General features: G+C 41.3%; 26 protein-coding genes and 1 tRNA gene. 11 read left to right on the forward strand and 16 right to left on the reverse strand.

What is annotated here, in order from left to right:
• Positions 1-13 precede the first annotated feature (13 nt).
• From LR957_RS03125 to LR957_RS03140, 4 genes are read left to right on the forward strand one after another with little or no spacing between them, the layout of a single operon-like run.
• On the forward strand, positions 14-2161 hold the full coding sequence (locus LR957_RS03125; RefSeq protein ID WP_310736988.1) for an ATP-dependent Clp protease ATP-binding subunit: 2148 nt from the start codon (positions 14-16) through the stop codon (positions 2159-2161).
• Positions 2162-2168: 7 nt separating this feature from the next.
• A complete protein-coding gene (locus tag LR957_RS03130) occupies positions 2169-3056 on the forward strand; it encodes a class I SAM-dependent methyltransferase (RefSeq protein WP_232272883.1) in 888 nt (295 codons plus the stop codon).
• 59 nt (positions 3057-3115) lie between these two features.
• Positions 3116-3655 carry a hypothetical protein gene (locus LR957_RS03135; protein ID WP_232272884.1) on the forward strand — a complete coding sequence of 180 codons (540 nt, stop codon included), beginning with the start codon at positions 3116-3118 and terminating at the stop codon, positions 3653-3655.
• Entirely contained in the window at positions 3652-4368 is a 717-nt protein-coding gene (locus tag LR957_RS03140) for a DsbA family protein (protein ID WP_232272885.1), read from the forward strand. Before LR957_RS03135 ends, LR957_RS03140 begins: the two co-directional genes overlap by 4 nt.
• A gap of 108 nt (positions 4369-4476) precedes the next feature.
• On the opposite strand, the gene LR957_RS03145 is transcribed toward LR957_RS03140, so the two are convergent.
• Positions 4477-5595: an ABC transporter permease gene (locus tag LR957_RS03145; protein WP_232272886.1), complete on the reverse strand. Its 1119-nt coding sequence runs from the start codon at positions 5593-5595 to the stop codon at positions 4477-4479.
• Between the two features lies 1 nt (position 5596).
• Complete coding sequence (locus LR957_RS03150; protein WP_232272887.1) at positions 5597-6358, reverse strand: ABC transporter ATP-binding protein; 762 nt, start codon at positions 6356-6358, stop codon at positions 5597-5599.
• Positions 6359-6452: 94 nt separating this feature from the next.
• On the opposite strand from LR957_RS03150, the gene LR957_RS03155 reads away from it, so the two are divergent.
• On the forward strand, positions 6453-7889 hold the full coding sequence (locus LR957_RS03155) for a polysaccharide deacetylase family protein (RefSeq protein WP_232272888.1): 1437 nt from the start codon (positions 6453-6455) through the stop codon (positions 7887-7889).
• Between the two features lie 2 nt (positions 7890-7891).
• On the opposite strand, the gene LR957_RS03160 is transcribed toward LR957_RS03155, so the two are convergent.
• The 10 genes from LR957_RS03160 to LR957_RS03205 form a co-directional block, all read right to left on the reverse strand.
• Positions 7892-8113, reverse strand: coding sequence for a DUF167 domain-containing protein (locus LR957_RS03160; protein ID WP_232272889.1), 222 nt, complete (start codon positions 8111-8113; stop codon positions 7892-7894).
• Between the two features lie 6 nt (positions 8114-8119).
• Positions 8120-8722, reverse strand: coding sequence for a hypothetical protein (locus tag LR957_RS03165; RefSeq protein WP_232272890.1), 603 nt, complete (start codon positions 8720-8722; stop codon positions 8120-8122).
• 15 nt (positions 8723-8737) lie between these two features.
• Complete coding sequence (locus LR957_RS03170; protein ID WP_232272891.1) at positions 8738-10198, reverse strand: hypothetical protein; 1461 nt, start codon at positions 10196-10198, stop codon at positions 8738-8740.
• Positions 10195-10857: a ferredoxin--NADP reductase gene (locus LR957_RS03175; protein WP_232272892.1), complete on the reverse strand. Its 663-nt coding sequence runs from the start codon at positions 10855-10857 to the stop codon at positions 10195-10197. The genes LR957_RS03170 and LR957_RS03175 overlap by 4 nt, the downstream gene beginning before the upstream one ends.
• Positions 10842-11582, reverse strand: coding sequence for an anaerobic ribonucleoside-triphosphate reductase activating protein (locus LR957_RS03180; protein ID WP_232272893.1), 741 nt, complete (start codon positions 11580-11582; stop codon positions 10842-10844). The genes LR957_RS03175 and LR957_RS03180 overlap by 16 nt, the downstream gene beginning before the upstream one ends.
• Entirely contained in the window at positions 11533-13659 is a 2127-nt protein-coding gene (locus LR957_RS03185) for a ribonucleoside triphosphate reductase (RefSeq protein WP_232272894.1), read from the reverse strand. Before LR957_RS03185 ends, LR957_RS03180 begins: the two co-directional genes overlap by 50 nt.
• A gap of 177 nt (positions 13660-13836) precedes the next feature.
• On the reverse strand, positions 13837-14847 hold the full coding sequence (locus tag LR957_RS03190) for a hypothetical protein (RefSeq protein ID WP_232272895.1): 1011 nt from the start codon (positions 14845-14847) through the stop codon (positions 13837-13839).
• Positions 14848-14876: 29 nt separating this feature from the next.
• The gene (locus tag LR957_RS03195; RefSeq protein WP_232272896.1) at positions 14877-15866 is read right to left on the reverse strand and encodes a sensor histidine kinase; all 990 of its coding nucleotides are present in this window, start codon (positions 15864-15866) and stop codon (positions 14877-14879) included.
• Positions 15863-16537, reverse strand: coding sequence for a response regulator transcription factor (locus tag LR957_RS03200; protein ID WP_232272897.1), 675 nt, complete (start codon positions 16535-16537; stop codon positions 15863-15865). Before LR957_RS03200 ends, LR957_RS03195 begins: the two co-directional genes overlap by 4 nt.
• Before the next feature lie 38 nt (positions 16538-16575).
• Entirely contained in the window at positions 16576-16854 is a 279-nt protein-coding gene (locus LR957_RS03205) for a MarR family winged helix-turn-helix transcriptional regulator (protein ID WP_232272898.1), read from the reverse strand.
• Between the two features lie 139 nt (positions 16855-16993).
• Between LR957_RS03205 and LR957_RS03210 the strand changes: the two genes are divergently transcribed.
• Together LR957_RS03210 and LR957_RS03215 are read left to right on the forward strand one after the other, a co-directional pair.
• Positions 16994-18241 (forward strand): glycoside hydrolase family 16 protein, encoded by a 1248-nt coding sequence (locus tag LR957_RS03210; protein ID WP_232272899.1) that lies wholly within the window; start codon positions 16994-16996, stop codon positions 18239-18241.
• 187 nt (positions 18242-18428) lie between these two features.
• Complete coding sequence (locus tag LR957_RS03215; RefSeq protein ID WP_232272900.1) at positions 18429-20195, forward strand: family 16 glycosylhydrolase; 1767 nt, start codon at positions 18429-18431, stop codon at positions 20193-20195.
• A gap of 73 nt (positions 20196-20268) precedes the next feature.
• On the opposite strand, the gene LR957_RS03220 is transcribed toward LR957_RS03215, so the two are convergent.
• From LR957_RS03220 to LR957_RS03230, 3 genes are all read right to left on the reverse strand, one after another.
• Positions 20269-20646 (reverse strand): hypothetical protein, encoded by a 378-nt coding sequence (locus LR957_RS03220; RefSeq protein ID WP_232272901.1) that lies wholly within the window; start codon positions 20644-20646, stop codon positions 20269-20271.
• A 100-nt stretch (positions 20647-20746) separates the two neighbouring features.
• Positions 20747-20821, reverse strand: a tRNA-Asn gene (locus LR957_RS03225).
• A 41-nt stretch (positions 20822-20862) separates the two neighbouring features.
• Positions 20863-21195, reverse strand: a complete 333-nt coding sequence (locus tag LR957_RS03230; protein WP_232272902.1) for a LexA family protein — start codon at positions 21193-21195, stop codon at positions 20863-20865.
• Positions 21196-21229: 34 nt separating this feature from the next.
• Between LR957_RS03230 and LR957_RS03235 the strand changes: the two genes are divergently transcribed.
• From LR957_RS03235 to LR957_RS03250, 4 genes are read left to right on the forward strand one after another with little or no spacing between them, the layout of a single operon-like run.
• The gene (locus tag LR957_RS03235; RefSeq protein WP_232272903.1) at positions 21230-22627 is read left to right on the forward strand and encodes an O-antigen ligase family protein; all 1398 of its coding nucleotides are present in this window, start codon (positions 21230-21232) and stop codon (positions 22625-22627) included.
• Positions 22611-24032: a sugar transferase gene (locus LR957_RS03240; protein ID WP_232272904.1), complete on the forward strand. Its 1422-nt coding sequence runs from the start codon at positions 22611-22613 to the stop codon at positions 24030-24032. The genes LR957_RS03235 and LR957_RS03240 overlap by 17 nt, the downstream gene beginning before the upstream one ends.
• Positions 24032-25174: a glycosyltransferase gene (locus LR957_RS03245; RefSeq protein WP_232272905.1), complete on the forward strand. Its 1143-nt coding sequence runs from the start codon at positions 24032-24034 to the stop codon at positions 25172-25174. The genes LR957_RS03240 and LR957_RS03245 overlap by 1 nt, the downstream gene beginning before the upstream one ends.
• Entirely contained in the window at positions 25158-26255 is a 1098-nt protein-coding gene (locus tag LR957_RS03250; protein WP_232272906.1) for a glycosyltransferase family 4 protein, read from the forward strand. Before LR957_RS03245 ends, LR957_RS03250 begins: the two co-directional genes overlap by 17 nt.
• 2 nt (positions 26256-26257) lie before the next feature.
• Here the strand turns inward: LR957_RS03250 and LR957_RS03255 are convergent, their stop codons facing one another.
• Positions 26258-26695, reverse strand: a complete 438-nt coding sequence (locus LR957_RS03255; RefSeq protein WP_232272907.1) for an adenylyltransferase/cytidyltransferase family protein — start codon at positions 26693-26695, stop codon at positions 26258-26260.
• Between the last annotated feature and the right edge of the window lie 22 nt (positions 26696-26717).

Genomic DNA, 26717 nt, shown 5'->3' on the forward strand with positions numbered 1-26717 from the left:
AAAGGAGGATTTTATGCCACCAAACATGAATCAAGAAGAAACAACTAAACCACTCGAAAAATTTGGTACAGATATAACGGCGTTGGCGCGAGAAGGTAAACTCGATCCAGTGATCGGTCGAGATGAAGAAATTCGACGTACTATGCAAATCCTAAGTCGCCGCACTAAAAACAATCCCGTTCTCATCGGTGAGCCGGGAGTTGGTAAAACCGCAATTGTTGAGGCGTTGGCGCAACGAATTGTTAAAGGCAACGTTCCCGCTTCACTGAAGGATAAGCGACTAATTTCCCTAGAAATTTCCAGTCTTCTGGCGGGCGCTAGTTTCCGCGGACAATTTGAGGATCGATTGAAAGCCGTTCTGAAAGAAGTAGAAGACGCAGCCGGCGAGATTATTCTTTTTGTCGATGAGATTCACACCATGGTTGGCGCTGGAAAAAGCGAAGGCAGCATGGACGCGGGCAATATGTTAAAGCCAGCGCTGGCTCGCGGAAAATTGCACATGATTGGCGCGACGACACTCGCTGAATATCGTCAGTATGTCGAAAAAGATGCCGCCTTAGAACGAAGATTCCAGCCAGTTTACGTTGGCGAACCAAGTTTTGATGACACTGTCGCCATCTTGCGCGGATTGAAGGAAAAATACGAAATTCATCACGGAGTAAAAATCGCTGATGATGCAATCGTGGCAGCTGCCAGATTATCCACCAGATATTTGCCCGACCGATTCTTGCCAGACAAAGCAGTCGACTTGCTTGACGAAGCGACCAGCTCGCTCAAAATGCAGTTAGAAAGCGTGCCAATTGCGCTGGATCGATTGAATAATAGACGCTTGCAATTGGAAATCGAGGAAGCGGCGTTGAAAAAGGACAAATCCGACCACGCCAATATTCGCAAAGATGAAATCAAAGAGCAAATTGCCGAGATTCGCGCAAAAGCCGAAGTGATTGATAAAAAATGGCAGCACGAAAAAGACATTTTGCAAACCGTCAACACGACTACCGAAAAAATGGACAATCTGCGCTCACAATTGGAAATTGCTGAACGCGACGCAGACTTAGCCACCGCCAGCCGCATTAAATATGGCGATTTGCCGGAGCTGGAGAAAAAATTAGCAAGCGCCCGCGAAGAACTAGCGGCAATTCCAACCCACGACCGATTACTCCGCGAAGAAGTTACGCCTGACGATATTGCTGGCGTGGTAGCGCGCTGGACCGGAATTCCGGTGGAACGATTGATGGAAAGCGAATCCAGCAAATTGACCAAATTGGAAGAATCGATCAGCCGCCAAGTCATCGGACAAGATCGCGCCGTAGCAGCTGTAGCAAGCGCCATCCGTAGGTCGCGTGCTGGACTCGGCGACGTTAATCGACCGATTGGCTCATTCCTATTCCTCGGCCCTACTGGCGTAGGAAAAACAGAAGTCGCGCGCAGTTTATGTCGTGAATTATTCGACGACGAGCACGCCATGATTCGAATTGACATGAGTGAATATATGGAGCGTCACGCCGTAGCCAGATTGATCGGTTCGCCTCCAGGATATGTCGGCTATGATCAGGGCGGTCAATTGACGGAAGCCGTTAGACGACGTCCATATAGCGTGATTTTGTTTGACGAAATCGAAAAAGCACATCCCGACGTGTTTAACGTACTATTGCAAGTTTTGGACGACGGTCGATTGACGGACGGACAAGGACGAACGATTGACTTTAGCAACACCATTATCATCATGACCAGCAACGTCGGGTCGCAAATGATTATGGACTACACGGGTGATGACATTAGCTCTCTCGACAATCAAATTTTAGAAACGCTTCGTGGTCATTTCCGCCCAGAATTCTTAAACCGAATTGACGACATCGTGATTTTTGATCGCATTCATCCTGAATCGATGCGTGAAATTGTTGACGTGCAATTAGAAAAAGTTGTTCGCCAAGTTAAAGATAGTCGCGACATAACACTGGATTTTGACAATAGCGTTCGTGATATGTTGGCACGAGACGGCTACGACCCAAGTTTCGGCGCTCGACCGCTTAAGCGTTTGATTCAAAAACGCGTGCTTGATCCTTTAGCGCTCGAATTGATCGACGGGCGAATTCACGACGGAGATACGGTAAAAGTTGCTGCCGCGGATGATCGAATTGCCTTTACGAATATCGTATAATAGATATATGGACCAAATTCGTAGCGAGCACTTGGAAAATCATACCAACAAAACCTATCAAGAGCGGATGAACCAGACAGCGCCATCCAAATTCGGAGCCATCGAAAAACACCTTGGTGAAAACGTCAAATTGCTTGATTTTGGTTCTGGATTCTCGCCAGAATTCATCAAACAAGTGACGCAAACAGGAACTCACTACGTAGCCTATGATGTTTCACAAATTGTTCAATCTCAACTTCAAAAAAATAACATTGATTTTATCACTAAAGAACAACTTGAAAACGCCGAAGATGAATTCGACATTATCTACATGTCGAGTGTATTTCACGAATTGATGAGCTATCTATCTCGACCTGAGCGCACTAAAACGCTCGCAATGCTAGATAGAGCACTCAAACCCGACGGCACTATTGTCATCCGCGATTGGGGTCCCGGCGAGACGTCAAGCCTAGTCACGTCTATCGAAGTAGCATCCGAAGACGTTAACGATGAAGTTTGCACATGGGTAGAAGCTCTTGTTAAAAATTCAGTGATTAGTATGCCTACTATCGTTTGCAACGACAATGATAATCCTATCTCTCCGTACATCTACAAGGCAAATAGCCAAACTATTTATGAAATCATGTTTCACGCGGTTTGGGGTCTGGATTCACTTGAACGCGAATCAAAAGAATCGTACGTTATCGTGGACCACCTTATTCACAAATGGATTTGTGCGCCACATGGCTACAAAATAACACAGTCGCAGAATGAATTCGATGAAACATATTTGCCACATTTACAAAAATACTTCAAAATTGATAGTATTCCATGGCCGACAAAAGCTATTTACGAACTAAAAAAGGACATCATAAATAACACACTAGCAAACTTTATAGCACAACTACCACAATGAATTACAACGATAAGCACTACAAACTAACCATCAAATCAGCGCTTTTAGGAGTCGGCAGAATGCTTGGTTTACCGAAATATTTCCTAATAACAATTGTCGCGACCGTCGCCTTCGCCGTGATAATTTATTTCGCAATCAATGCCAATTTTTACGGACCACTAATGATGTCGCGTTTACCAATCCTCGATAAAATCACGCTACTCGGCTCAATGATTATAGATATCTTCAAACAAAGTTTCACTTCACCAAATGGCGCGCTGCTTATGATAGTATCAATTCTTCAAGGTGTATCGATCGCCGCTGTAATTTTTACAGCAAAGAATAATCGCGACAATGAAAAAACTATATCTCGACAAGTCGGATTAAGCGGAATCGCATCAATTGCCGCAACAATTGGACTCGGCTGCGTCCCCTGCGGAACATCACTAATTTTACCAATTGTAACCCTATTTTTCTCAGGAGCTGCTGCCGCCACCGCCGCAAATATCACCAGCACAATAGTCCTTTTATTAGCTTTACTGCTTAGTTTATTCTCGATATATAAATCAGGTCAAATTATTTTTATGTACACAGAATTATCTAAACAGGAGAAAATATGAATCGACAAAAATCATCAGGTATAGCACTTATTTGGGTTCTTTCGGGAATTGTAATCGTGGGAATTGTAGCTTTGTTTATTTATGGAATTGTTAATCGCCCGCCGAATCGTCACATTGGCGATAATAAACCGTGGAATGAAAAAATGTCACAAGGATCCGCTGACGCGAAAAACGTATTCATTGATTATACTGACTATTTTTGTTCATTTTGCTCCGAGGTCGAAGCCGCAACCAGCACAGAATTCTTCAAAAATGACTATATTAAATCCGGAAAAGTTCGTTATGAGCATCGCGTAGTAACACTATTAAAAGAGATGACCAACAATACCGAAACTGGTGCTCACGCTGCGTTTTGTGCTGCCGATCAGGATAAATATTGGCAGTACACCCACGATATCGTCCCGCGCATTAAGAGCGACTATTTCGATAAAGGAATCGGCGTAAAAAACGTTGCTGTGCCGAAAAAAATCCCTGCTCTTCCACTGGAATATTTCCTAACTTCCGCTAAAAATGTCGGCATGAATGAATCGCAATTTTCCGATTGTATGACCAAAAAACCGCACCAAAAAGAAATTGATAGCAACACGCAAAAAGCCTTGTCACTTGGCGTGAATGGCTTGCCATATATGGTTATTAACGACTATCAAACCAGCGGATTCATCGGTGGAGAAAACGGATTAAGAAGCATTCTTAAGGCTGGCGGCATAGAATAATTATTTGATTTATCGCGCGGAATTAAACAACTCCCATTGTCAAAAATATCAAGTATCCGCCTATAGTGAGCATGACGTTTTTCTATTTATTTCACTATCCTTGGATAGTTATTCCCACCTAAATAGCTTAATGGCTAAGAAATAGACAGCAAAAGTCCAAGCCGCGATAATTCCAAATTGTGGTAAGACTTCCATAAAACTTGCGTGCTCAGTCATAATTAGCCGAAAACCATCCGTGATTGGAGTTATGGGAACAAATTGAGCAACGCTTCGCAACCATTCTGGAAATAGATAAAGTGGGATAAATGTGCCAGACAGAAACATCATTGGAAAAGAAATCAAATTGCTTAATGCGGAAGACTGATCTTCGTTTTTCGACCAGCCAGCAATCAATAGCCCTATTCCCACCATCATGAATGCTGATAATACAGATATAGCCACAAACAGTGCCCAATCGCCTCGCATATTAAAGTGAAATATCAAAGTGCCAGCAACAACCATCATGATCAAGCTAAGCAAGGAAATAATCGTATAGTGAATTGCTGTAGAGATAATCAACTGACCAGAAGTAAACGGCGCTGCACGTAAGCGTCGGTACGAGCCACGCTTCTTTTCAGCCGGCATTTGATTAGCTAGGCCAAAAATACCCATACTTATCAAGCTGAAAGTTAATAGCCCCGTAAATATGTAATCAAACGATTTTAATTGCTCATCACCAATCGCTTTACCAACAGCTTTAAGCGGAGCTTCAGGTTGGCCCATCTGATTATTGATGTTATTGGTAATTTGATTCATCACTGCTACCAACGCGCCGCCTGTTTGTTCAGAACCCTTAGAGTAAATAACATTCACAGTGCCTGTTGGAATAGGATGATTGCCATTATTTTTTATCGCACCAAAATCACTTGGAAGCTCAATAATACCATTAAGCTCCGACCGCTTCATTTTTTCGCGCGCGTCATTCATATCTTTAACGTCCTTAATTTTGAGAATCGAATCCTTCGAATTTTCTTTGGCGTTTTTAACGAAACTTTTAGCAAATTCCGTCTGTGAATTATTGATGATTGCAATATCAAAACTGGTAGAATTATTGCTAAAAACTGACCCGAACACTAATAGAAAAATCAGTGGAAAAAGAAAGGTAAAAAATAACGCCATTTTATCTCGAACGAAACGCTTTTGCTGAGCGCGAACTTGCCCGAATATTCCAATCCAATATTTTTTCATGTTAATCCCGAATTGCCTTTCCTGTTAAATCAATAAACACGTCTTCCAAGTTGGCCTGCTCGACAACTTGTTCCTTCTTAAAACCGCGCGCCAATAATTGCTGGATGAGATTATGCGGCGTATCAATTGTGATAATCTTACCGCTATCCATAATTGCCAGACGATCACACAATAATTCCGCCTCGTCCATATAATGCGTCGTCAAGAGAATCGTAATTCCCTCGTCGCGAATTTCCTTAATCAAGTCCCATAAATTTCTACGCGCCTGCGGATCAAGCCCCGTGGTCGGCTCGTCCAGAAACAACACTTTTGGATTATTAACCAATGTCGAAGCAATCGCAAAACGCTGTTTTTGACCACCAGAAAGCTGCTCGACGTAATTCTTAGCCTTTTCTGTCAACTGAACCTTAGCAAGCAGCGCCTCAGTATCAACTGTTCGACCATATAAACTACCAAACATTTTCAATTGTTCACGCAAAGTCAGTTTATCATAAAAAGCCGTCGACTGAAGCTGAATACCAATTATATTCTTAATATCCTTAGGTTTCTTAGCGACATCTATGCCGTCAATTGTAGCCACGCCGCCATCAATTGGTCTGAGCGCTTCCAGCATTTCCAACGTTGTTGTTTTGCCCGCGCCGTTAGGACCAAGAATCCCAAATATCTCGCCCTTTTTAACTTCAAACGACACGCCGTCGACCACGTTATCTCCATCATAAGTTTTAACGAGTTTATCGACTTTTATAATTGGCTCAAGTTCCACTTCGTAAATTCCTCTCTGTTGTAATTTTGATCAAGCTAGTCTCTACTTATTATCAATAATAACAAAACCAAAGTACTAGTGCTATACTTATAGTATGCGCATTCAGAGAAAAAAAGCAAAACCAAAATCGAAAAAGCTATTTATTATCATACCGTTTTTGATATTGCTATTTTTGGCAGGGCTATTTGGGATATATTTCCTCAATCAATCACACTCGCGACAAACGACTGCGCCATCTGACGAAAAGTATTATTTTGCTGATTCGAAATATTCTGGCATTCGCTCAAAGTTCGTCACCAGAGATAACAAACGGGAAAAAGTTTCAATTGAATATCCGATCACGGAAAACGAAAAGATTAATCGCTTAATTAGCGAGTCGATTGATAAAATTGATCGCGATTTTCAAAATACGGTTTTACTGGCGACAGTATTTGACAAGCCAATGACCGAAACGATTAGCTATCAAGTCACATACAACACTTCAGAAGCACTGTCGATTGTCGTCAATATTAAGCAGGATATGAACGGCGCACATCCAGCATCAGTGACGCAATTTTGGACTTTCGACAAAAAATCTGGCGAAGTCGTCAGCTTGACTGATTTTACTGAACAATCTGATGAAGCCGCCGAAGCAATCATATCCGCTGCCAAAAATAGCATTTCTCAGACCATCAAACAGCGCCAACAGCCAGAAATTGACCTGAACGAAATCATAAATAAAGAAGCTTTGTCTAACTTTATCATCACCAACGACGGCAATGCACTGGCTTGGCCGCTTGGTCAGGCGTCGCTACTACCATCATCTTACGGCGAATTGACAATTACCGTGCCAATTTCCTCCGTCTCTAAATATCTACAAAACCCAACGGCGAGAAAATTCGCTAACATCCCCAAACCTGCAGAAAAACCAAAACCAGCACCTGCAGCTCCAACACCTATCGTCGCAAATAAAACAATTGCTCTAACTTTTGACGACGGACCTGGACCATACACTGAAAAATTATTGGACATATTAGATAAGTACGACGCCAAGGCGACATTTTTCCTAATTGGAAGCAAAGTTTCAGCACGCGCCAACACGTTACGTCGTATGCAGTCGCGCGGGCATCAATTAGGCAACCACTCTTGGTCGCATCCAGAGTTAAATAAGATTTCAACAGAGCAACTATCTAGCGAAATTGACCAAACAAATAATGCCATAAAACAAGCAGTCGGCATCAAGCCAAATATCATACGTCCGCCATATGGCGCGTTTAATCGGACAGTTTTGGAGCAGTTCCGTCAACGTGGAATGTCGTCTATTCTATGGTCTGTCGATACACGCGACTGGGCTGATCGTAATAGTGAGATAGTCTGTTCAAGGGCTGTCGCTGGCGCTCACAACGGAGCTGTGATTTTAATGCACGATATTCATCAGACATCCGTAAATGCCGTTCCTTGCATTCTTGACTCACTCAAACAACAAGGCTATTCATTCGTAACGGTACAAAATTTAATCGGCAATATGACACCGGGCTCCGTTTATCCGTAAACTTAATCAATCTCAAATATCTTATACTTTGAAGTTGCACCGCGCACTAATTTAACTTTAGACAACGCAACCTTAAAATGTTTTGCCAATAATTTAATAGCCGCCGCGTTGGCTCGACCTTCAATTGCTGGAGCTTTGACATAAACCGTCAATGTGTCATTGTCATTTTTCACAACTTCCTCACGATGGCGAGAGTTTGGTTTAATGTGTACGGAGATTTTCATAAAACCTTAAAAATCTATTACTTCCAATTCCCGTGGCAAAATTTCTCGCACTTCCGCCGTTCCCGCAACTAATTGATAATCCTGAAGTTTCAGCGGTAAATCATCTTCAATAAATTTATAATTGACCTGATGTTTATCATTAAAATAATTAAGCAATTCCGCATTCAAGAAATGATCACGCGGTGCACTTACTGAGCCATCTCTATTAAAAACCAAAGCTATTGATACGCCAGAAGTCGTCCCATTCTCATCCTTGGCATAATTCGCAGTCACTAAATGAACTGTCGGCTCAAATTCCAAAGCCAATTTACTAGAATTATCCACTTGCTCCTGACTAAGACGCGCTAATTGTCGATTTATTTCATCTACCAAATCGGCAGTGCTCATCTCGCCGTTAGATTCTCGGCAATATTCACAATCGTTCAACGACTTAACATACTCCAACAACAACTGCATATCAACCTCAGCGTCTTTAACGTTATGTCGAGTCAACTGATCAACCATTTCCTCTAGCGACTTCAACAAACCATAATCTTTGGCTTTTTCAGCGGCGTCGCCAATGCGAATAATGGCACGAGCGACATTAATAGTATTTTCTTTATCATTCATACGCTTATTATATATCTACTTGCACAATCCTTCTTGTTTCTTGAAGACAATTCTAACCGCCAACGAACCAACTAATGCTATCAGCCCAGAAAGTACGCTAGAATTATAGCTGACGTTCGAAGTCTTATCATCTTCCGGATTCAATGGGCTATCGTCAGCCCAAATCCCTGAATAAACGCCGGATATATTTGTATTATTGGTGTCATCTTCATCACAATTATAACTAGCTTTTTCATCAGATGAATTATATGTAGTGACCAATTCGCTACATTCTTCAGTCAATTCTACGCAATCACCCAAATCATCTGCTATATTATCTGTTTCATTTACGACAATACAATTGTCAAAATCTTCGTCCATGGCAATATTCTCTGAATCTTCGAAACATACTTCACGCTCTTCAAAATCACGTTGAGATAAAATTGGCAAATCCTTCTTATTTTCTATCAACTCAACAGATTCAGTTCTTTTACATACAGCCTCACCACTCAACTTGATCTCAGCTGGCGAATTATTATCCACCACATCAATTTCATTATTGACTTGAACAAAATCACGCACAGGCGAAAAATTTGACTCATTAGAAATAACTTTCTCAGCCAAACCTTTCTTCAGAGTAGAATCTTCAAAAATCGGTGCAGAGTTTATATCGTTTTCATCTCCTATATAGCTATCTTTCTTTATAGGTAATTCTCTCGGCAATTCATCTTCTTTATCAACAGCCGGAGCTTGATTCTCAGAAGACATATCTATTTTTTCATCGACAGATTCCGAGTCCATCAAGTTAATTTGATTAGCCACCTCGGTCTCGTCCGACTCTTCATTAATTTTCGGCGGGATATTTTCTTTGATTATTTCCGCGCTTGGAATATTTTCCGACGACGCACTCTCACTACTCAAACATTCATCATCCGTCGATTTGTTCACTTCATTACTTTCTGCCGACATGCGTATCGACGCGTCATTGTCGCTCACTTCCAACTTAACCGCAGGTTTTTCTGATACGGATTCAGTTTTTTCATTTTCTGATGGACTATCTTTTTCAATCGACTCAGATGGCTTCTCTTTATTATCGACACTGACATATCCAGCAACAACAAAATCACAATCATCATTCATTAAGTCAGATAAATAGCTCTTACGTTCTTCTGTTGTCTTCTGTAAATTATCTTCAGCAAAATTTCGCATCCTTAGTATTGGACAGTTTCCCGCCGCAGCGCAACTGGCGCACGCCGCGCTCACTATGTTTTGACAAATTTCCAATCGTCTTTCAGCGTCCAAACATTCTTCTGTTGCTTCCACTTCATTTTCTTCGGCAAATGACGTATCAATTTTCTCACCGCTGGCAACCGCTTCTACCAAATTTAATTCAGTCGCATCATCATCAATTTCTGAAGATAAATCCTGAAAATTAACATCACCCAACGCCGAGAAAACATTAAAATCGCCCGCTCCATTTGCCAAACCTTCGTTCATTGCTCAAAAAAAGTCTCCGTTGAAATTTTCAATTCGCTCACACCGGCGGCGAATAATTTTTGCCAAACATCTCTAACAAACGGCAAACTTCCACAGACCAAAAAATGCGCATCTTCTGGTATTTCGTGAACAATTTTTTCTATATCAAATCGACCGTTAAACCAACCATCTTTTTCTTCAACTTGCTGGCGAGTACTGAACTTCTTCACTTTAATATTTGACACCGCTAGCTCATTTTCAAAAACCATATATTCTGGCGATTTTTGACTAAAATATAAAAACGTCGGCTGACTAGAACTTGCCATAACACTCCAAATTGGACTAAGTCCGCAGCCCGCAGCAATTCCAACCAAAGGACTTTCTGTTTGCGGATTAAAATCGCCATAAGCGTGGCTAATTTGTAATTTATCGCCAACATTCCGTGAACATAAATAGCTAGAAAATTCACCACCAACATTCTTCACAGTAATTGATATTAGCTCATCGTCAGGAGTAGAAGAAATGCTATAAGCCTTCCCTTCACGCACGCTGCTACCATCAATAAAAACCGTAATATATTGTCCGGTGGTAAAGTCGAACGGTCGCGCAAAATATAACGTCTTCACCTCAGGATTTTCCTGACGGACGCGCACAATTTCAACCTCTAATGAATCACGCATTCTCCAACGTACCTTTCCATTATTTTCTGAGCTTCTCTAAATTCTTCGTCAGTAAAAGTGTGGTAATTCGCAAACTTTGGACTAATTGTCGTGCCAGTGCGAAAATGCTGCAAAGCAAATCTCTTCGCACCCTTAACTAGCTCGCCAATCTTCTCAAAATCGCCGACTTCCAATTGCTCGCGGACAATCGTCGTACGGAATTCGTGATCAATTCCCGAATCAATCATGAACCGAACATTCTCCTTGATCGCTTCCAAATCAATCGGTCGTGCCGCAATTTCAACATATTTTTCCAGCGGACCTTTCACGTCCATCGCAATAAAGTCAATCAGTCCTTCTTCGACCATTCCGCGAACTATGTCTGGATGTGTGCCGTTGGTATCTAATTTAATATCAAAACCAAGCTTTTTTATCATCCGACAAAGCTCGGGTAAATCTTCACTCATCGTTGGCTCACCGCCAGAAATCACTACGCCATCCAGTCGACCAACTCGTGATTTTAGAAATATCATCACTTCATCAACTGGAAGGCTCGGCGCCAATCGTTCAGGTAATACCAATTCAGGATTATGACAATAACCGCACCGCATATTACAGCCAGAGAGAAACAGAGCTGCCGCCACATGCCCTGGATAGTCCACGAGCGACAGCTTCTGAATTCCACCAATTGATACCTTAAGCTGCCGCGACGGCACTAAGTCGCTGGTGTTCGGCGGCATTGTCATAACGTTCCCTCATTTCAAATTCCGCTTGCTTACCCTTATTCCATTGAGAAACTGGACGCAAGAAACCAACCACACGTGAGTAAACTTCAGTTGTTTCTCCACACTTTGGACATTCTGGATGCTCACCAACAATATAGCCGTGATTCTTACAAATTGAGAAGCTTGGACTGAACGTAAAGTATGGCAATTTGTAATTTTCACAAATCGTTTTCACCAATTTTTTCAAAGTTTGCGGATCGTCCATACGCTCACCTAAGAAGAAGTGAATCACCGTGCCGCCCGTGTACTTGGTTTGCAAATTGTCCTGAAGATCCATCAATTCAAACAAATCGTCCGTGTAATTAACTGGCAAGTGACTTGAGTTGGTATAGAACGGACATTTAACTTCCGCACCAATTCCATTAGCAAAATGCGCTCGATCCGGGAAGCTGGCTTTATCAAGCTGTGCCAATCGATAAGTTGTGCCTTCAGCTGGCGTTGCCTCAAGATTGTAATTATTGCCAGTTTCCTTTTGATACTCCACCAAACGATCACGCATAAAATCAAGAGTTTTCTCAGCAAAAGCCTTGCCCTTTTCCGTGCCAATATCCACGCCCAGCAAATTAAGCGCCGCCTCGTTCGTGCCGATCAAACCAATGGTTGAAAAATGGTTCTTCCAATATTGATTGAAACGCTGTTTAATGTTTCGCAAATAAAACTTGGTGTACGGATACAAATTAGCGTCGGTCAATCGCTCCAAAACTTTGCGCTTGGTTTCCAGGCTGTCCTTTGCCATATCCATAAGTTCAGCCAAGCCCTTAAAGAACTCTTTCTCGTTATTGGATTTTAGCGCCAGTCGTGGCAAGTTTATTGTCACCACACCAACCGAACCAGTCATTGGATTTGAGCCAAATAATCCGCCGCCACGATATTCCAATTGACGATTATCAATACGCAATCGACAGCACATCGAGCGCGCATCTTCTGGATCCATGTCAGAATTAATGAAGTTTGAGAAGTACGGAATGCCGTATTTAGCGCTAGCCTCCCACAAACTTTCAATCACTGGATTATCCCAGTTGAAATCCTTGGTGATATTGACCGTTGGAATTGGGAAGGTAAAGACTCGACCGTTAGCGTCGCCCTCAGAAAGAACCTCCAGCAGAGCCTTGTTTAGCATATTCATTTCTTCTTGATATTCGCCATATGTCGTGTCCTGCATTTCGCCACCAATAATCACTGGATTATCTGCCATATGCTTTGGACATTCAAGGTCAAGTGTAATGTTAGTAAACGGTGTCTGAAAGCCAACACGAGTCGGCACATTAACATTAAAGACGAATTCTTGAATAGCCTGTTTTACTTCTTCATAGCTCAATTTGTCGGCGCGGATAAACGGTGCTAATAGTGTATCAAAATCAGAAAAAGCTTGAGCACCAGCCGCTTCGCCCTGTAATGTGTAAAAGAAGTTTACAACTTGACCAAGTGCTGATCGGAAATGCTTAGCTGGCTTAGAGGCAACCTTACCAGCAACACCAGTAAATCCTTCTTGTAATAAGTCAGTCAAATCCCAGCCGACACAATAAACGCTTAGCAAGTTAAGGTCGTGAATGTGCAAGTCGCCTTCTTTATGAGCTTGCCCAATCTTCGATGTATAAATTTTATCCAGCCAGTAAGTCTTCGTAATTTCCGCTGAAACATAATTATTTAAACCCTGAAGACTGTAGCCCATATTAGAGTTCTCATTAACTTTCCAGTCCAAATTTTCCAGATATTTATCAATCAAATCAACGTGTGCATTAGAGGTAATTTCGCGCAATTTTTTATGCTGATCACGGTAAATAATGTACGCCTTTGCAGTCTTCTTAAACTTAGAGTCAATCAACGCATCCTCAACAATGTCCTGAATATCTTCAACACTTGGTAGACGCTTTTGGTTACGAGTTTCCAAAACGCCCAAAACCTTGTCGGTCAATTCAATTGCTTGAGCGACGTCAAACTCACCAGTTTCCAGTCCTGCTTTTTCAATTGCTTTTTCAATTTTTTTCCGATCAAATTTAGCAGTTCGACCATCGCGTTTTTTAATTGATTTATACATTCCCCCTCCTTGTTTATAAAAATAGCAAACTAGCCCAACCTCTCCAGTGGGTGCGTGTTGCAAAAAAACGTTATTTATTTTCTAAAACACCATATGTAGTGCTTAATATTGAATATACACGCGATATATAGCGTCTGTCAATGAAAGTACATTGTATTATTTACATTTATGATTTCTTTACATAGATTGCAGCAAATCGTAAGCAACAGCCGCTGATAACGCCTGCATTTGACGAAGATTATCACCCGGCTTGAGCGGTGGTTTGAGGCTACGTGTAAGGAAAAATCCGACAAATGACGCCAGCATTTCCGCGTTCAACTCACCCAGCCACGGCGTTACGTCATGACCATGGCGCGCCATATCAACCAGAAATTCTGTCGCACCAGATCCCTGGGGTGTATAGGAAGCCCAGTTCCAATCAACCAACTTCAACTCGCCAGTTTGCGGATTAAATGCCAAATTATCACTACGAACATCCGAATGATTAAAGCAATCTTCCGTCTGCTTGGCAAATTCTTTAGCGCGCACCGAAATATCAATCAACTCATCGCGCTTTTCTAACAGCTCAATTATAGCCTGACAACGCCGCTTATTAATCTCCAACTGATTTGGCAATAGTTTTTGATAATTATCAATCAACCGACGACGAATATCAGCATCAGCAATAATCTGATCAATCCCATCATCTAAGCCAAGCTCTCTCGCCACAAATGGTTGTAGTTGCAATTCTTCAATTAGCTCCTGCGGCAATTTTATTTTTTCCAACTCGCGAACCGCGGTTATCACCGTCGAAATATAACGTTCCGCGACAGAGTTATCCGTCGGAGGTTGCCATAACCACCCGTCTGACGAAGCGTAACTGCTCGTCATCAGCACGTGACCATCATCGGCCAATTCAGTCCAATCAGCAACATATTGCGGATAAGTTTTCTGCAACAAACGCGTTACTGCATAATCTTTTTTTAGCCAGCCTAGTTCCCGCTCACCCTTATCCGACAATAAATTAGCATCAACTTCTTTAACGAAAATCGTTCGATCACCAGACGACACTAACGCTCGACGATTAAGCGAAAAGCCGCCACTTACTGGCGTGATCCGTAATTCAGATAAATCAACGTTTAGCTCCGTCGCCGCACACTGTAAGGCTCTGTCGGTTAATAATTTATCGTGATCTGGCAATGTTTCCATGCGTAAATTATAGCATATTCTATCTGTTATTACTTTGGAATGACTAGTATAAATTCTGCGCCAGCTGACGGCTTGCTTTTGATGCGAATAGTGTAACCGCAGCAATCCGCCAAGGTTTTAGCAATTGCCAGCCCCAAACCATAACCCGACGCGTCGGTCCGAGTCCGTGCTGCATCTGCACGATAAAATCTCTCGAAAATATGCTTTTGATCATTTGACGAAATGCCCGGTCCGTTATCTTTAACTATAAATTCCACAGAATTTTTATTCAGTCTGACCCAAATCTTCACCTCACCGACCTTTTGCGGCGCGTATTTAATAGCATTGTCCACCAAAATTGATAAAATCTGACGAACCGCATTTACTTGCAAAGTTACTTTTTGACCATCTGGAATATTACGAAAAATCTTAACTTGCTTTGCTTTTGCAACCTGAGAATATTGCCCTATGATTTCTTTAATAATTTCAGAAATATCAATTGACTCTGGACTGCCCAAAGCATTTTCCGACTTCGCCAAATCCAGCAACGAATTGCTAAGGTTAGTCAGTTTTTTAATTTCCTCAACGTTTTGGCCCAAAACCTGACGAGCTTTTTCGTCGGTCAGCACACGCTTACGCATCGCTATTTCATTGCTCAAAAGCAACGCTGCCAACGGAGTTCTTAGCTCGTGGCTAGCATTAGATACAAATTGGGCTTGCTGTTCAATTGACCGTTCAATTGGCGCCAGCGTTCTTCGTGCCAACACTAGGCTCAACCAATAGCCGAACACCAACATCGCACCATTTAACGCAATTAAAGATATTACCACCATTTCACGCGTTTCATTGTCGCGTCGCTCTAACCGATGATGAAATTGATCTTCAATATCCGCAGATTGCTTAATATGATCGTCAGGTGGCAATTCTCGGTTAAGTTGCGTCGAGGTAACGGCATAAATAATTCCACTGAACAACACTGACAGCGTCATAATTACGGTCAAATAACTTAATGCTAATCGCTGGACGCGCTTCTGCTTCACAATTTTTCCTCCAATTTATAGCCAAAACCAGAAACCGTGTGAATTAATTTCGACTTAAACGGCTTATCAATTTTTCGTCGCAAAAACATAATAAATAACTCGACATTATTCGGCAATACATCCGCATCAAAATCCCAAACGTGTGATATGATTTGTTCTTTTGATAAAACCTTACCTTTATTTCGCATTAAATATTCCAGAACACCATATTCCTTAGCGGTCAAGTTAATCTCCTGAGAAGCTCGCGTAACTTTTTTCAGACTTGGATCAAGTTTCAAATCCCCTACCTGAAGAATTTCCTCTAATTTCTCATTCGGTCTACGAAGTAGCGCCCTTATGCGGGCCAATAGTACATCAAAGCTAAACGGCTTAGCCAAATAATCATCAGCACCGGTATCCAAACCTTCAACAATATCACGTTCTGCATCACGCGCAGTCAACATTAAAATCGGCGTTTTATTACCGTCATTCCTCAGGGCTCGACAAACTTCATAGCCATTCATTCCTGGTAACATTATGTCCAAAATAATAACATCATATTCATCGGCGACAGCGGTTCGATAGCCTTCACTGCCATCGTGTGCTACATCAACCGCGTAAGACTCATCCTCTAAGCCTTCTTTTAACAGTCGAGAAATTGCAATATCATCTTCAATTAATAAAATTCTCACATTTACTATTATAAATCCTTCTCATTTTACCAGCAATATTACACCGTCATAGCCATCGCTTGAGCTTCTGGCCAAATTCGTTGAACCAAACGTTTACCTCGTACCGTCAGCTTCACCCAAGCATCACCATACGCCTGATCAATTGCCATTAATCCTTTACGTCGCAGATCCACCAGAACATTCATTGCCGTTCGCCGCGATAGACCAACCTGCCCAGCTAGAATCGTAGCATCGTCGCCACCATCTTCATATACTTGTTGTAAAATTAACGCCTCATTTGTTGTTAAATTAACTTCTTTTGCTTGAATCTTGTTCATAACAATCCTTTCTTCTGTTGATAGTAGCTTCATAATAAATAAGAAAACTTTAATTTTGCTGTAAATTGATTAAGTTTGCTTTTATTTTTATTGTGCTTGTTGTTATAATTGGCATCTAGTATTAAATTTAGGGGAGTGTATGTTAATAAGAAAACGCTTTTTAAATACAAAAGTTAAAATATTAACCGGCATAATGATAGCTGGATTAGTTATCAGTGGATCACTACTTACCTTGCCAACTGGACAAGCTAAAAGTGTCGTCAGTGATGATTATCCACTAAATGATAGTGCTCATTGGAACACAGAACCTATTTGGCGCGACGAGTTTGACGGCACATCATTAGACAGAGAATCCTGGAAAGTGCGCAGTGGTGGATGGGGCGCAAATCATGTTCAAAGTTGCTATAGAGACAGAGAAGAGAATGTCAATGTCAAAAACGGCAACCTAAATATAGTTGGACTATACAAGCCGGGCGAAAAGTGTAGTGGCAATGAAAAAAGCGGCAATTTCACCTCTGGATTCGTAGAAACGAAGGGCAAAAAATTTTGGACCTACGGATATATTGAAGCTCGTATAAAAATGCCAAATAATAAGAGTACTTGGCCAGCATTTTGGATGAGTCCTAACGAATCTGCGTACGGTAGTTGGCCTCGCAGTGGTGAAATTGACATCGTAGAGACTAAGGGTTCTAACTTAGATTACGCGGCAGCAGATGCACACTGGGGAATCTCGCCAGGATACAAGAAGCATGCTCAAGGTAAAAAATTACCAGCTGGATTTAAAGACACCACTCAGTGGCACACTTACGGAGTAAAATGGACTGAAGGAAAATTGGAATATTACATTGACGGCGTGAAATTCCATACAATCAACAGATTTAGTCAGCCAAATGCGGCAAATACACCTTATGGTCCGTTTGACAAGCCATTCTTCCTACGACTCAACTTGGCAATCGGCGGCGACTATATTGATGGCAATGGTAGCAAGTGGTCAAACGCCTACAACGCTCTAGCTGAACACCCAGAGTCATTCCCGGCAACTATGTCAATTGACTACATTCGCATATACGAAAGGCGAACAGCCAAGGAAGTCAACGTGCCAGATAATAATTTACGTGCTCAACTTAATAAAAAATTAGCTATAGAACTTAATACTAATCGTAAAGACGATCAAAAAATTACTGACGTAGAGTTGGAAAAATTGACAGATCTTAACTTAGATGCAGCTGACGACATATCAGAAGCAGAAAAAATTCATGATCTAACAGGATTAGAGGCTGCTAATAATCTTAAGTCTCTATCCCTTAAAAATAACTCTGTCTTTGATCTAAGAGCACTCTCTAATATCAAGTCTCTAAAATCAATAAGCCTAACAATTAATCGCTAATTAGCTTAGGCGCTTACAGAAAAATTGTCATCTCATTATGGGGTGGCAATTTTTTATTTCAACCTGAAACTTTAGTATTCGACACCTCTATAATTCTGTTGTTAAAATAACTATACACTAAGCTTTACTTTTATTCCGCTTATTGTTATAGTGATGTTAAATATCAAAATATTGGGAGAGATAAAAAATGTTAATAAAAAAACGTTTTTTGAATACAAGACTTAAGGCGGTAGCTGGATTAATGACCGCTGCAGTTATTATCGGTGGGTCGTTAGTCGCCCTGCCTATAGATAACGCTAAAGGCGCAGGAAGTCCATATCCGCCAACAGATAGTGAATACGAGAAAGTTTGGTCAGATGAGTTTAATGGAGATTCATTAGACACGAATGTATGGTCTCCATACGTAGGAGGATGGAATGCTAGTGCGGTTCAAGGGTGCTATAAAGATTCCCCAGAAAACATAAACGTTAGCGGAGGCAGCTTAAATCTAATTGGTCTACATAAGCCAGGTATAACCTGCAATAAGGGCAAAAATAAAGATTTTACTTCTGGATTTGTAGAAACAAAGGATAAAAAAGCCTGGACTTACGGATACTTTGAAGCTCGTATAAAAATGCCAAATAATAAGAGTACTTGGCCAGCATTTTGGATGAGTCCTAACGAAAAAAGATACGGTGATGGATGGCCTATGAATGGCGAAATCGACATCGTAGAGACAAAAGGTTCTGATTTGGATTATGCTGCCGCAGATGCACACTGGGGAAAGTCCACAACTAATAAAATGCACAAGAATAGCCACAAAACAGATCTACCTGCGGGCTTTTCAAATACCACCGACTGGCATACATATGGAGTAAAATGGACTGAAGGAAAATTGGAATATTTTATTGACGGAAAGAGCTATCACACGGTCGAAGGGTTTGGTCAACCAAATGCCGCAAACACACCACACGGACCATTTGACGTACCATTCTTCTTGCGACTAAACATGGCAATTGGTGGAAATTATATCGACGGTCCTGGCGGCAAGTGGTCCAATGCTTACAATGTAGTAGCAGAAGAACCAAGTACATTCCCAGCAACTATGTCAGTCGACTACGTTCGTGTATATCAAAAGCGAGAACCTAAAGAGGTTGAATTAAAAGATACGGAACTGCGCAAGTTGCTCAATGAAAAACTAGGAGAAAAACTTGGTACAACTCGTGCAACAGATCAAAAAATTACTGACGTAGAGCTGGAAAAATTGACAGATCTTAACCTGGACAATTCAAACATTACCAGCCTAACCGGAATAGAAGCTGCCAAAAACCTTAAGAATTTGTCATTAAACCATAACTCAATCTCAAACCTAAGCCCACTAGCTGGACTAACCTCTCTAAAGACTCTGTCACTTAAAGAAAACAAGATTACAGATATAAGCCCACTGGCTGGACTGACTTCCCTAACTTCACTAAATCTTGAAGATCAGCAGCCTAGTATTAAACCTACCGACAAATCATTTGCTTCACCATTGAAAGGTTTGACAGGAAGCGTAATTCCCGTGACCAACTCAGCAGACGTTATTAACAGCACGGCAACTCCTGGAAATATTCAGCTAATATCACTGCCAGCAAACGGAGCATCCCCTATCCTGAATACCTCTTGGACCAGAAGCGTAACACTCGGAACAGCTTCAGCTACATTTAGCGGTACTCTGGCTATTGACACATCAGCAATCCCTAGGGCAGCACAGCCTCAACCTCAACCTCAGCCACAGCCTCAGCCTCAGCCACAGCCACAGCCACAGCCTCAACCTCAACCTCAGCCTGGAAATCCGTCAGCTGCCGCTCATAATCCAGCTAATAAGCCTCAGAATACTGTAAGTGGTCTACTCGCAAACACAGGATTTAATGTCTTCTTAGGTGTTATCGCCACTCTAGCATTAGTTGCTGCAGGACTATTAATTCTACGATAACCTGCAACTACATAAAATTGCCACCCCGTGATGAGGTGGTAATTTTTTTATTGAGAAGTTGGCTTTTATTGTTTTACATACCATCAAAGACTAATAAAACTACATCGCCATCTACGCCATTAACACCCAACTCTATAAACCTCATCAAATCATCTATCTGCTTAACAATGTCAACCTCTTGTCTCTCTTCCGCTAACTTTCGTATCTCTGGCAATTCATTCTCTACTAGCCGAACATATGAGTAGCCGTCTACAGCAGTGTGTCTATAAAGATCAATATGCGCAATCACTGGAAATCGCTGCTCAAAATCTTCAGCGCTCTCCGCCGAAATTGTAGCAAAGTTAAAAATATCCTTTAAATCATTACTCTTTGGACCGCTCTTAAAATCATCCCGTAAACATTGACTAGAAAGAAATCTAGCCCACATGCCATCACAATAAGTGTTATTCATGGTCATTATTATCTCATCTATTCCGCGTTATTAGAAATATATAACTGCAAAGACAATAAAAAGACCTCAACTATACTTGTTGAAGTCTTAAAATTCGATTTGGCTCCGGCAGCTGGGCTCGAACCAGCGACCTATTGGTTAACAGCCAACCGCTCTACCACTGAGCTATGCCGGAATATGTCTTGTATTATAGCGAGTTTTTGAATAGTTGTAAAGTTACTGACGGACAATTTCCAATGCTTTTTTTAAAATCTCCACTTCCGAGCGTGATTTTTCGTCGTCTTTTACTTCTCTCTTCTTAATTTCTTTCGCTAAATTCTGCCACCAAACTTCTTTTTTCTCACTACTCAGCGTCAAAGATCTAACTTCGCCATCCTGCTTCTCTAAAAATCCCGCAGCCACCAAATTATCAACATGTTTTGCCACTGTTGATACGGATTTATAGCCCAAAGCGCGCATAATTTCCCGAAGCGTCGGACTATAGCCATTGCCCTTTATAAATCCATCGATAAAATCCAACATTATTTTTTGCTTTTTCGTCAGTTTCATATCTAAAGTATACACCATACGCTATACTTAAAATATGGTAAAAAAATACATTAACGACGTTCGATTCTGGCTTCTGGCTATTATTATTTTTGGCGACGGCTTCGCCCTGCACCCCAGTGTCGGCTTATCAATTCTGGATTTTCCGTCACTGCGGGTAGGATTATATCAAATCGTTGCCATAATCCTACTATTATTTTCTTTGCCATTACTACTTAAAAAACGCCAAGAATTGTTAAAAAACCGATGGCTAATCGGCGGACTTTTGGCAATTTTTATCGCCATTACCGTCGGCGTATTTTTCGCAGAAGCACGCCTGCGCACCGCGTTATATTCATTATCGCTATTATTCTTACTCGCCGTCGGATTATCTGCTGGCTTAATTTACGGCGAATTGTCAAAATCAGAAAAACACAAACTCATCATAATCGGACTATGGAGCGGACTAGTTTTTGGGATTTTAGCGATTATTCAGCTCATCGTCGCCACTTTTGAGCCAACAGGATTTGGTACGCTTTGCGCTGGCTGTAAAGCCGACGTTTTTGGATTTCCACGAATCAATTTATTCGCCGCCGAACCGCAATTCTTCGCCAATTCTCTACTTCCAGCATTTTTCCTTGCGCTCTTTCAATCAAAATCTCGCCTAGCCAAATTTAGCCTATTTTTCACAACCATTGCCATATCTTTAACATTCTCCCGTGGCGGATTTTTAGCAATTTTTATCGCCATCACAGCCTTATTGATAATCGCTTTCGTAAAACGAATTGACGTATCTTTTGTGCGTAAAAAACTTCCAATCATCTTCGCTGGATTATTACTCGGATTCGCCTTATTGTTCTCATCAGCCAACATTAAATACGCCAATACGCCCTTCATCGCACACAATACCTTCGTCAGTATGGTCGATCAATTATCTCTCGGGAAAATTAAGATTCCGCAAAAATCCGTCGCCAAAAATCCATCACCAAAACCCGCCGAAAACGTTCCGTCAAGCAACAATTCTTTCCAGCCCGCCGGTTTTGTTGAAGCTTCCGCCAACGACAGACTTAGCGCTAGTGACCTGGCCGTAAAATCCTGGCTATCATCGCCACGAACGTTCTTCTTCGGCGTCGGGCTCGGCAACCTTGGAAATTTCATCCAAAAACACCTTCACGTAAACGTCCCAGCGGACCAAACAGTCTACGTTTTTTACATATTATTGCTCAGCGGCTTAGGAATTGTTGGACTATTTACTCTTCTAATCGCCCCATTGACGATTACATTTTTTGCCATAAAAAATATCCGTAAAATTAAAGCTCAATTTATCTTATCTCTAACCATCGCGATGTTTGTGCATTTCTGGTTTTTTGGCAGTTTTATAAATACGATTCATTGTTTTGCTATAATCGGCATATTTTTGTATAATTACCCCAGAGATTATGCGGAAAAAGTCTGATTTTTACTTCAAAATTGCTCTGGTCATTCTTGATATCTTAGCTTTATTAAGTGCATTTACTATTGCCTATATTTTGCGAATTTCCCTGGATCCTAGACCATTCCATACCAGCATCAATGCCATGGATTTTATCACCTCCATTTTTATGACGCTGCCGTTATGGATCGTGATGTTCTATTTCTTTGGCTTATACGACCGAGAGGTTTACACACACCCATTGCGAAACTTCGGACGAATACTTTTAGCGTCAATAACTGGAATTATGATTATGATTTCCGTGACGTTCTTTACTAATACTCCATTATTCCCAGCCAAGCTTGTCGCGGTTTACGCCACCGGAATTGGCTTCATCTTACTAATGATTTTCCGCAGCGCCGCCAATATTGTTCGCCTGAAGCTCTTAAAACGCGGTTTGGGCGCGCGCCGTGTTATATTAATTGGCAATTGTGACTTAACTCACGTTCTGGCTGATTTTATAGAAACCAATCCGTTAACCGGCTTTAAGATTAGCGGAATTATTGCGCAAACCCAATTCATTCCTATTGAATTAAAAAAGCTTCGACGCTCGTCATTAGAATCGGCGCTCACCAGAGATAAAATTGACGTCATCATCCAAACTGACTCAAAAAACGTTAGCGAACATTATCAAATTGCCCAGAAACATTATCTGGATTTCTATCAAGCGCCGGAATTTGACGGAATTATGACCACCAAGCACACCATCGACATCATTGATTCTGTGCCGCTAATTCACACTCATCCAACGCCGCTAATGGGCTACGGGCGAATTGTTAAGCGAATTATGGATATTATAGGTGGGACAATTGGGATTATTATCGCCTCGCCAATTATGCTTTTAGTGGCAATTGCTGTAAAAATCAGCGACCCAGCTGGACCAATTTTAATGCATGGTAAACAACAGAAACGTCTCACTCGTTATAATCGACCTTTTAAGGTCTATAAATTTCGCTCACATTACGCAAAGTTTGATGGCAAGACCGACGAGGAGGTTTTCCAAATGGTAGGTAAGCCTGAGCTAATTGAAGAATATCGTAAAAACGGCGACAAGCTAGATCATGATTTTCGAGTGACGCCAGTCGGTCGATTTATTCGCCGCTTTAGCCTTGATGAATTGCCGCAATTATTCAACGTCGTTAAGGGAGACATCAGCCTAGTTGGACCTCGAGCACTGGTACCACACGAATTAAGCGCCTACGACAAAAAACACGTTTTGCTGGCAGTCAAATCAGGACTCACTGGACTTGCAGTAGTATCTGGCAGGCGCAGTATCAGCTTTGAAGAGCGTCGACGAATTGACTTATATTATGTTCAAAACTGGAGTCTCTGGCTGGATATTACAATTTTATTAAAAACCTGCTTGGTTATTTTCCAGAAAGATAATTAATGAGTAAGCCAAAAATTGCCATAGTTCATGACTGGATTTACGGTGGCGGCGCCGAAAAAGTCGTTTTGGAAATTCATAAATTATATCCAGAAGCGCCAATTTACACTTCTTTTTGTAGCGATGAGTGGCGAGAAAGATTAGACAACAAAGTCGTTACTGGTTATCTACAGCGATGGCCGTTTTCAAAAATTCGACGATTATTGCCACTTCTTAGACAATGGTGGTTCGCTAAACTCGACCTTAGTGAATTCGACATTATCATTTCTAGCTCGGGGAATGGCGAGGCAAAATTTGTCCGCAAATCTAGACCAGATCAGCTTCATATTTGCTACTGCCACACGCCAACGCATTTTTATTGGCGGCACTACGACGAATATATCAAACGACCAAGCTTCCGTCCGCAATGGCTGGCACGCCTAGGCTTAAAAACCCTAGTACGACCACTGAAAAAACGAGATTTTAACGCCGCCCAGCAAGTTGATGTTTTTATTGCCAACTCTACGGGAATTCAGGCTGATATTGAAGAGTTTTACCAACGAAAAAGTATGGTTATTTTTCCGCCAATTGACGTGTCGAACTTTTCGCCACTTGCTAAAAATCGCAAGCAAACATCCATCCCAAAAAAACCTCGCTGTCTGATTTGGGGGCGAATTGTGCCAATGAAACGGCTTGATATTGCTATTAAAGCTTGTAAGAAACTTGGTTGGCAATTAGATATTATCGGAAAAGGTCCAGACGTTGATAATCTAAAAAATATCGCCGATAAACATACTAATTTCTTAGGATTTGTCGATAATGCTACGCGAGAAAAATATATTAAAAAAGCAGATTTGTTTATTTTTTGTTCACACGAAGATTTCGGGATTGCACCAGTTGAAGCGTTGGCATCTGGCATTCCAGTGGTTGCGTATGAAGCTGGTGGCGCACTTGATTATATAAAACCTGAAAAAAACGGTTGGTTTTTCTCTGAACAAACAGATTCTTCGCTAATAGAAGTTTTAGAGAAACTGCCAGGAAAAAAAGTTTCACCAACAAAGATTTCAGCCACAGCTAACGAATTTTCAGCCGCAATTTTCCATAAAGCAATGAAAAAAATAGTTGATAAATCATGGAAGGAGTATTATCGTGAAAATCGTAATTGACGCCCGAACGTTAAGAACTAGCACTGGTCGGTACATCGAACGGCTGATTCATTATTTGCAGAAAATTGACAATAAAAACAACTATGTTATTTTACTCAAGCCAAAAGATTTCGACGATTGGCAGCCAAGCAATCCGCGCTTTAAAAAAGTCATTTGTCCCTACAAAGAATACACTTTTGCCGAGCAAATCGACTTTAAAAAACAACTTGAAAGTCTCCATCCAGACTTAGTTCATTTTGCGATGGTTCAGCAGCCTGTTTGGTATAATTCCAGCCCAGTCGTCACTACAATGCAAGATTTGACTACTGTCAGATTTAGGAATCCAGATAAAAATCCTGTCATTTTCTGGATTAAGCAGCAAATTTATAAATGGGTCAATAAAAAAGTCGCCAGAAAATCTTCGCATATTATTACGATTTCTAACTTCGTAAAAAATGATTTGATTAAATTCACCGGCGTAAACCCAGAGAAAATTACTGTAACTTTGGAGTCTGCGGATGAGTTGCCAAAAGGTAATGAGCCTGTTGATGAGCTGATTGGTAAAAAATTCATTATGTATATCGGTAGACCAACACCACATAAAAACCTGCGCCGATTAATCGACGCATTTGCTTTGTTGCAAAAAAAATATCCAGATTTAACACTGGCTTTGGCAGGTAAAAAAGACAGTAATTACGCTCGCCACGAGACATATGTAAATGAGCACGGAATTAAAAATATTGTGTTTACCGGCTTTATATCAGACGAGCAATTACGCTGGATGTACGAAAATACAGCTGTCTATTGCTTCCCTTCGCTCAGTGAAGGATTTGGCTTGCCAGGATTAGAGGCAATGTTACACGGCGCGCCCGTAGCTTCGAGCACGGCTACTTGCTTACCAGAAACCCACGGTGATGCTGCTCACTATTTTGATCCTTTCAGTGTCGAGGATATAGCAAAATCAATTGACGACATCTTATCTGACGACAAATTACGCAATGAACTCGTTAAGAAAGGCAAGAAACATGTTAAGACATTTTCATGGCAGCGCATGGCCGAGCAAACTTTGGCTGTATATGAAAAATATGGCCGGAAAAGCTGATATTAGCTTTCCTGCCCAGTAGCTTGATTAATTCGAGTAGACGAGTCTGCTTTATTTGAGCCGCCAACTCCATAGACCATTTTGATGTTGTACTTTTCGCAAACATCACGCTCTGGAACAACTTCCGGTGCTGATCTATCGCCACCATTTGCAAACACCAATTGACATCCCGGATATTGCCGAGCGATCATTTCTAAGGTTTCTGTAACCGGAGGATTCTCATCAATAGAAAGCATCACCTGATCCACGCCTTTTAATGCTCGCATTAAGCGGAGTCGATTTTCTTCATTAAGGATAATTTTTCCTTTTTTTAGCAATTGCTGTTTGTCGTTATTCACCACTACAATCAAATAATCACCCATTTTTGCAGCTGCATCGATCATATCTAAATGCCCACCGTGTAATGGATTAAAATAGCCGCTAACAATTACAACTTTCATAATATCCTCCTCTATAACTTCT

Source organism: Candidatus Nanosynbacter sp. HMT-352, from assembly GCF_021222645.1.
In the GTDB taxonomy this organism is placed as follows: domain Bacteria; phylum Patescibacteriota; class Saccharimonadia; order Saccharimonadales; family Saccharimonadaceae; genus Nanosynbacter.

Excerpts from the sequence above, each read along its gene's own strand:
- LR957_RS03145 (WP_232272886.1), bottom strand. The coding sequence starts at position 5,595 with ATGAAAAAATATTGGATTGGAATATTCGGGCAAGTTCGCGCTCAGCAA.
- LR957_RS03140 (WP_232272885.1), top strand. The coding sequence starts at position 3,652 with ATGAATCGACAAAAATCATCAGGTATAGCACTTATTTGGGTTCTTTCG.
- LR957_RS03210 (WP_232272899.1), top strand. The coding sequence starts at position 16,994 with ATGTTAATAAGAAAACGCTTTTTAAATACAAAAGTTAAAATATTAACC.
- LR957_RS03240 (WP_232272904.1), top strand. The coding sequence starts at position 22,611 with ATGCGGAAAAAGTCTGATTTTTACTTCAAAATTGCTCTGGTCATTCTT.
- LR957_RS03205 (WP_232272898.1), bottom strand. The coding sequence starts at position 16,854 with ATGAACAAGATTCAAGCAAAAGAAGTTAATTTAACAACAAATGAGGCG.
- LR957_RS03155 (WP_232272888.1), top strand. The coding sequence starts at position 6,453 with ATGCGCATTCAGAGAAAAAAAGCAAAACCAAAATCGAAAAAGCTATTT.
- LR957_RS03255 (WP_232272907.1), bottom strand. The coding sequence starts at position 26,695 with ATGAAAGTTGTAATTGTTAGCGGCTATTTTAATCCATTACACGGTGGG.
- LR957_RS03165 (WP_232272890.1), bottom strand. The coding sequence starts at position 8,722 with ATGAATGATAAAGAAAATACTATTAATGTCGCTCGTGCCATTATTCGC.
- LR957_RS03160 (WP_232272889.1), bottom strand. The coding sequence starts at position 8,113 with ATGAAAATCTCCGTACACATTAAACCAAACTCTCGCCATCGTGAGGAA.
- LR957_RS03220 (WP_232272901.1), bottom strand. The coding sequence starts at position 20,646 with ATGAATAACACTTATTGTGATGGCATGTGGGCTAGATTTCTTTCTAGT.
- LR957_RS03185 (WP_232272894.1), bottom strand. The coding sequence starts at position 13,659 with ATGTATAAATCAATTAAAAAACGCGATGGTCGAACTGCTAAATTTGAT.
- LR957_RS03125 (WP_310736988.1), top strand. The coding sequence starts at position 14 with ATGCCACCAAACATGAATCAAGAAGAAACAACTAAACCACTCGAAAAA.
- LR957_RS03230 (WP_232272902.1), bottom strand. The coding sequence starts at position 21,195 with ATGAAACTGACGAAAAAGCAAAAAATAATGTTGGATTTTATCGATGGA.
- LR957_RS03190 (WP_232272895.1), bottom strand. The coding sequence starts at position 14,847 with ATGGAAACATTGCCAGATCACGATAAATTATTAACCGACAGAGCCTTA.
- LR957_RS03215 (WP_232272900.1), top strand. The coding sequence starts at position 18,429 with ATGTTAATAAAAAAACGTTTTTTGAATACAAGACTTAAGGCGGTAGCT.
- LR957_RS03235 (WP_232272903.1), top strand. The coding sequence starts at position 21,230 with ATGGTAAAAAAATACATTAACGACGTTCGATTCTGGCTTCTGGCTATT.
- LR957_RS03170 (WP_232272891.1), bottom strand. The coding sequence starts at position 10,198 with ATGAACGAAGGTTTGGCAAATGGAGCGGGCGATTTTAATGTTTTCTCG.
- LR957_RS03180 (WP_232272893.1), bottom strand. The coding sequence starts at position 11,582 with ATGACAATGCCGCCGAACACCAGCGACTTAGTGCCGTCGCGGCAGCTT.
- LR957_RS03175 (WP_232272892.1), bottom strand. The coding sequence starts at position 10,857 with ATGCGTGATTCATTAGAGGTTGAAATTGTGCGCGTCCGTCAGGAAAAT.
- LR957_RS03245 (WP_232272905.1), top strand. The coding sequence starts at position 24,032 with ATGAGTAAGCCAAAAATTGCCATAGTTCATGACTGGATTTACGGTGGC.
- LR957_RS03130 (WP_232272883.1), top strand. The coding sequence starts at position 2,169 with ATGGACCAAATTCGTAGCGAGCACTTGGAAAATCATACCAACAAAACC.
- LR957_RS03135 (WP_232272884.1), top strand. The coding sequence starts at position 3,116 with ATGCTTGGTTTACCGAAATATTTCCTAATAACAATTGTCGCGACCGTC.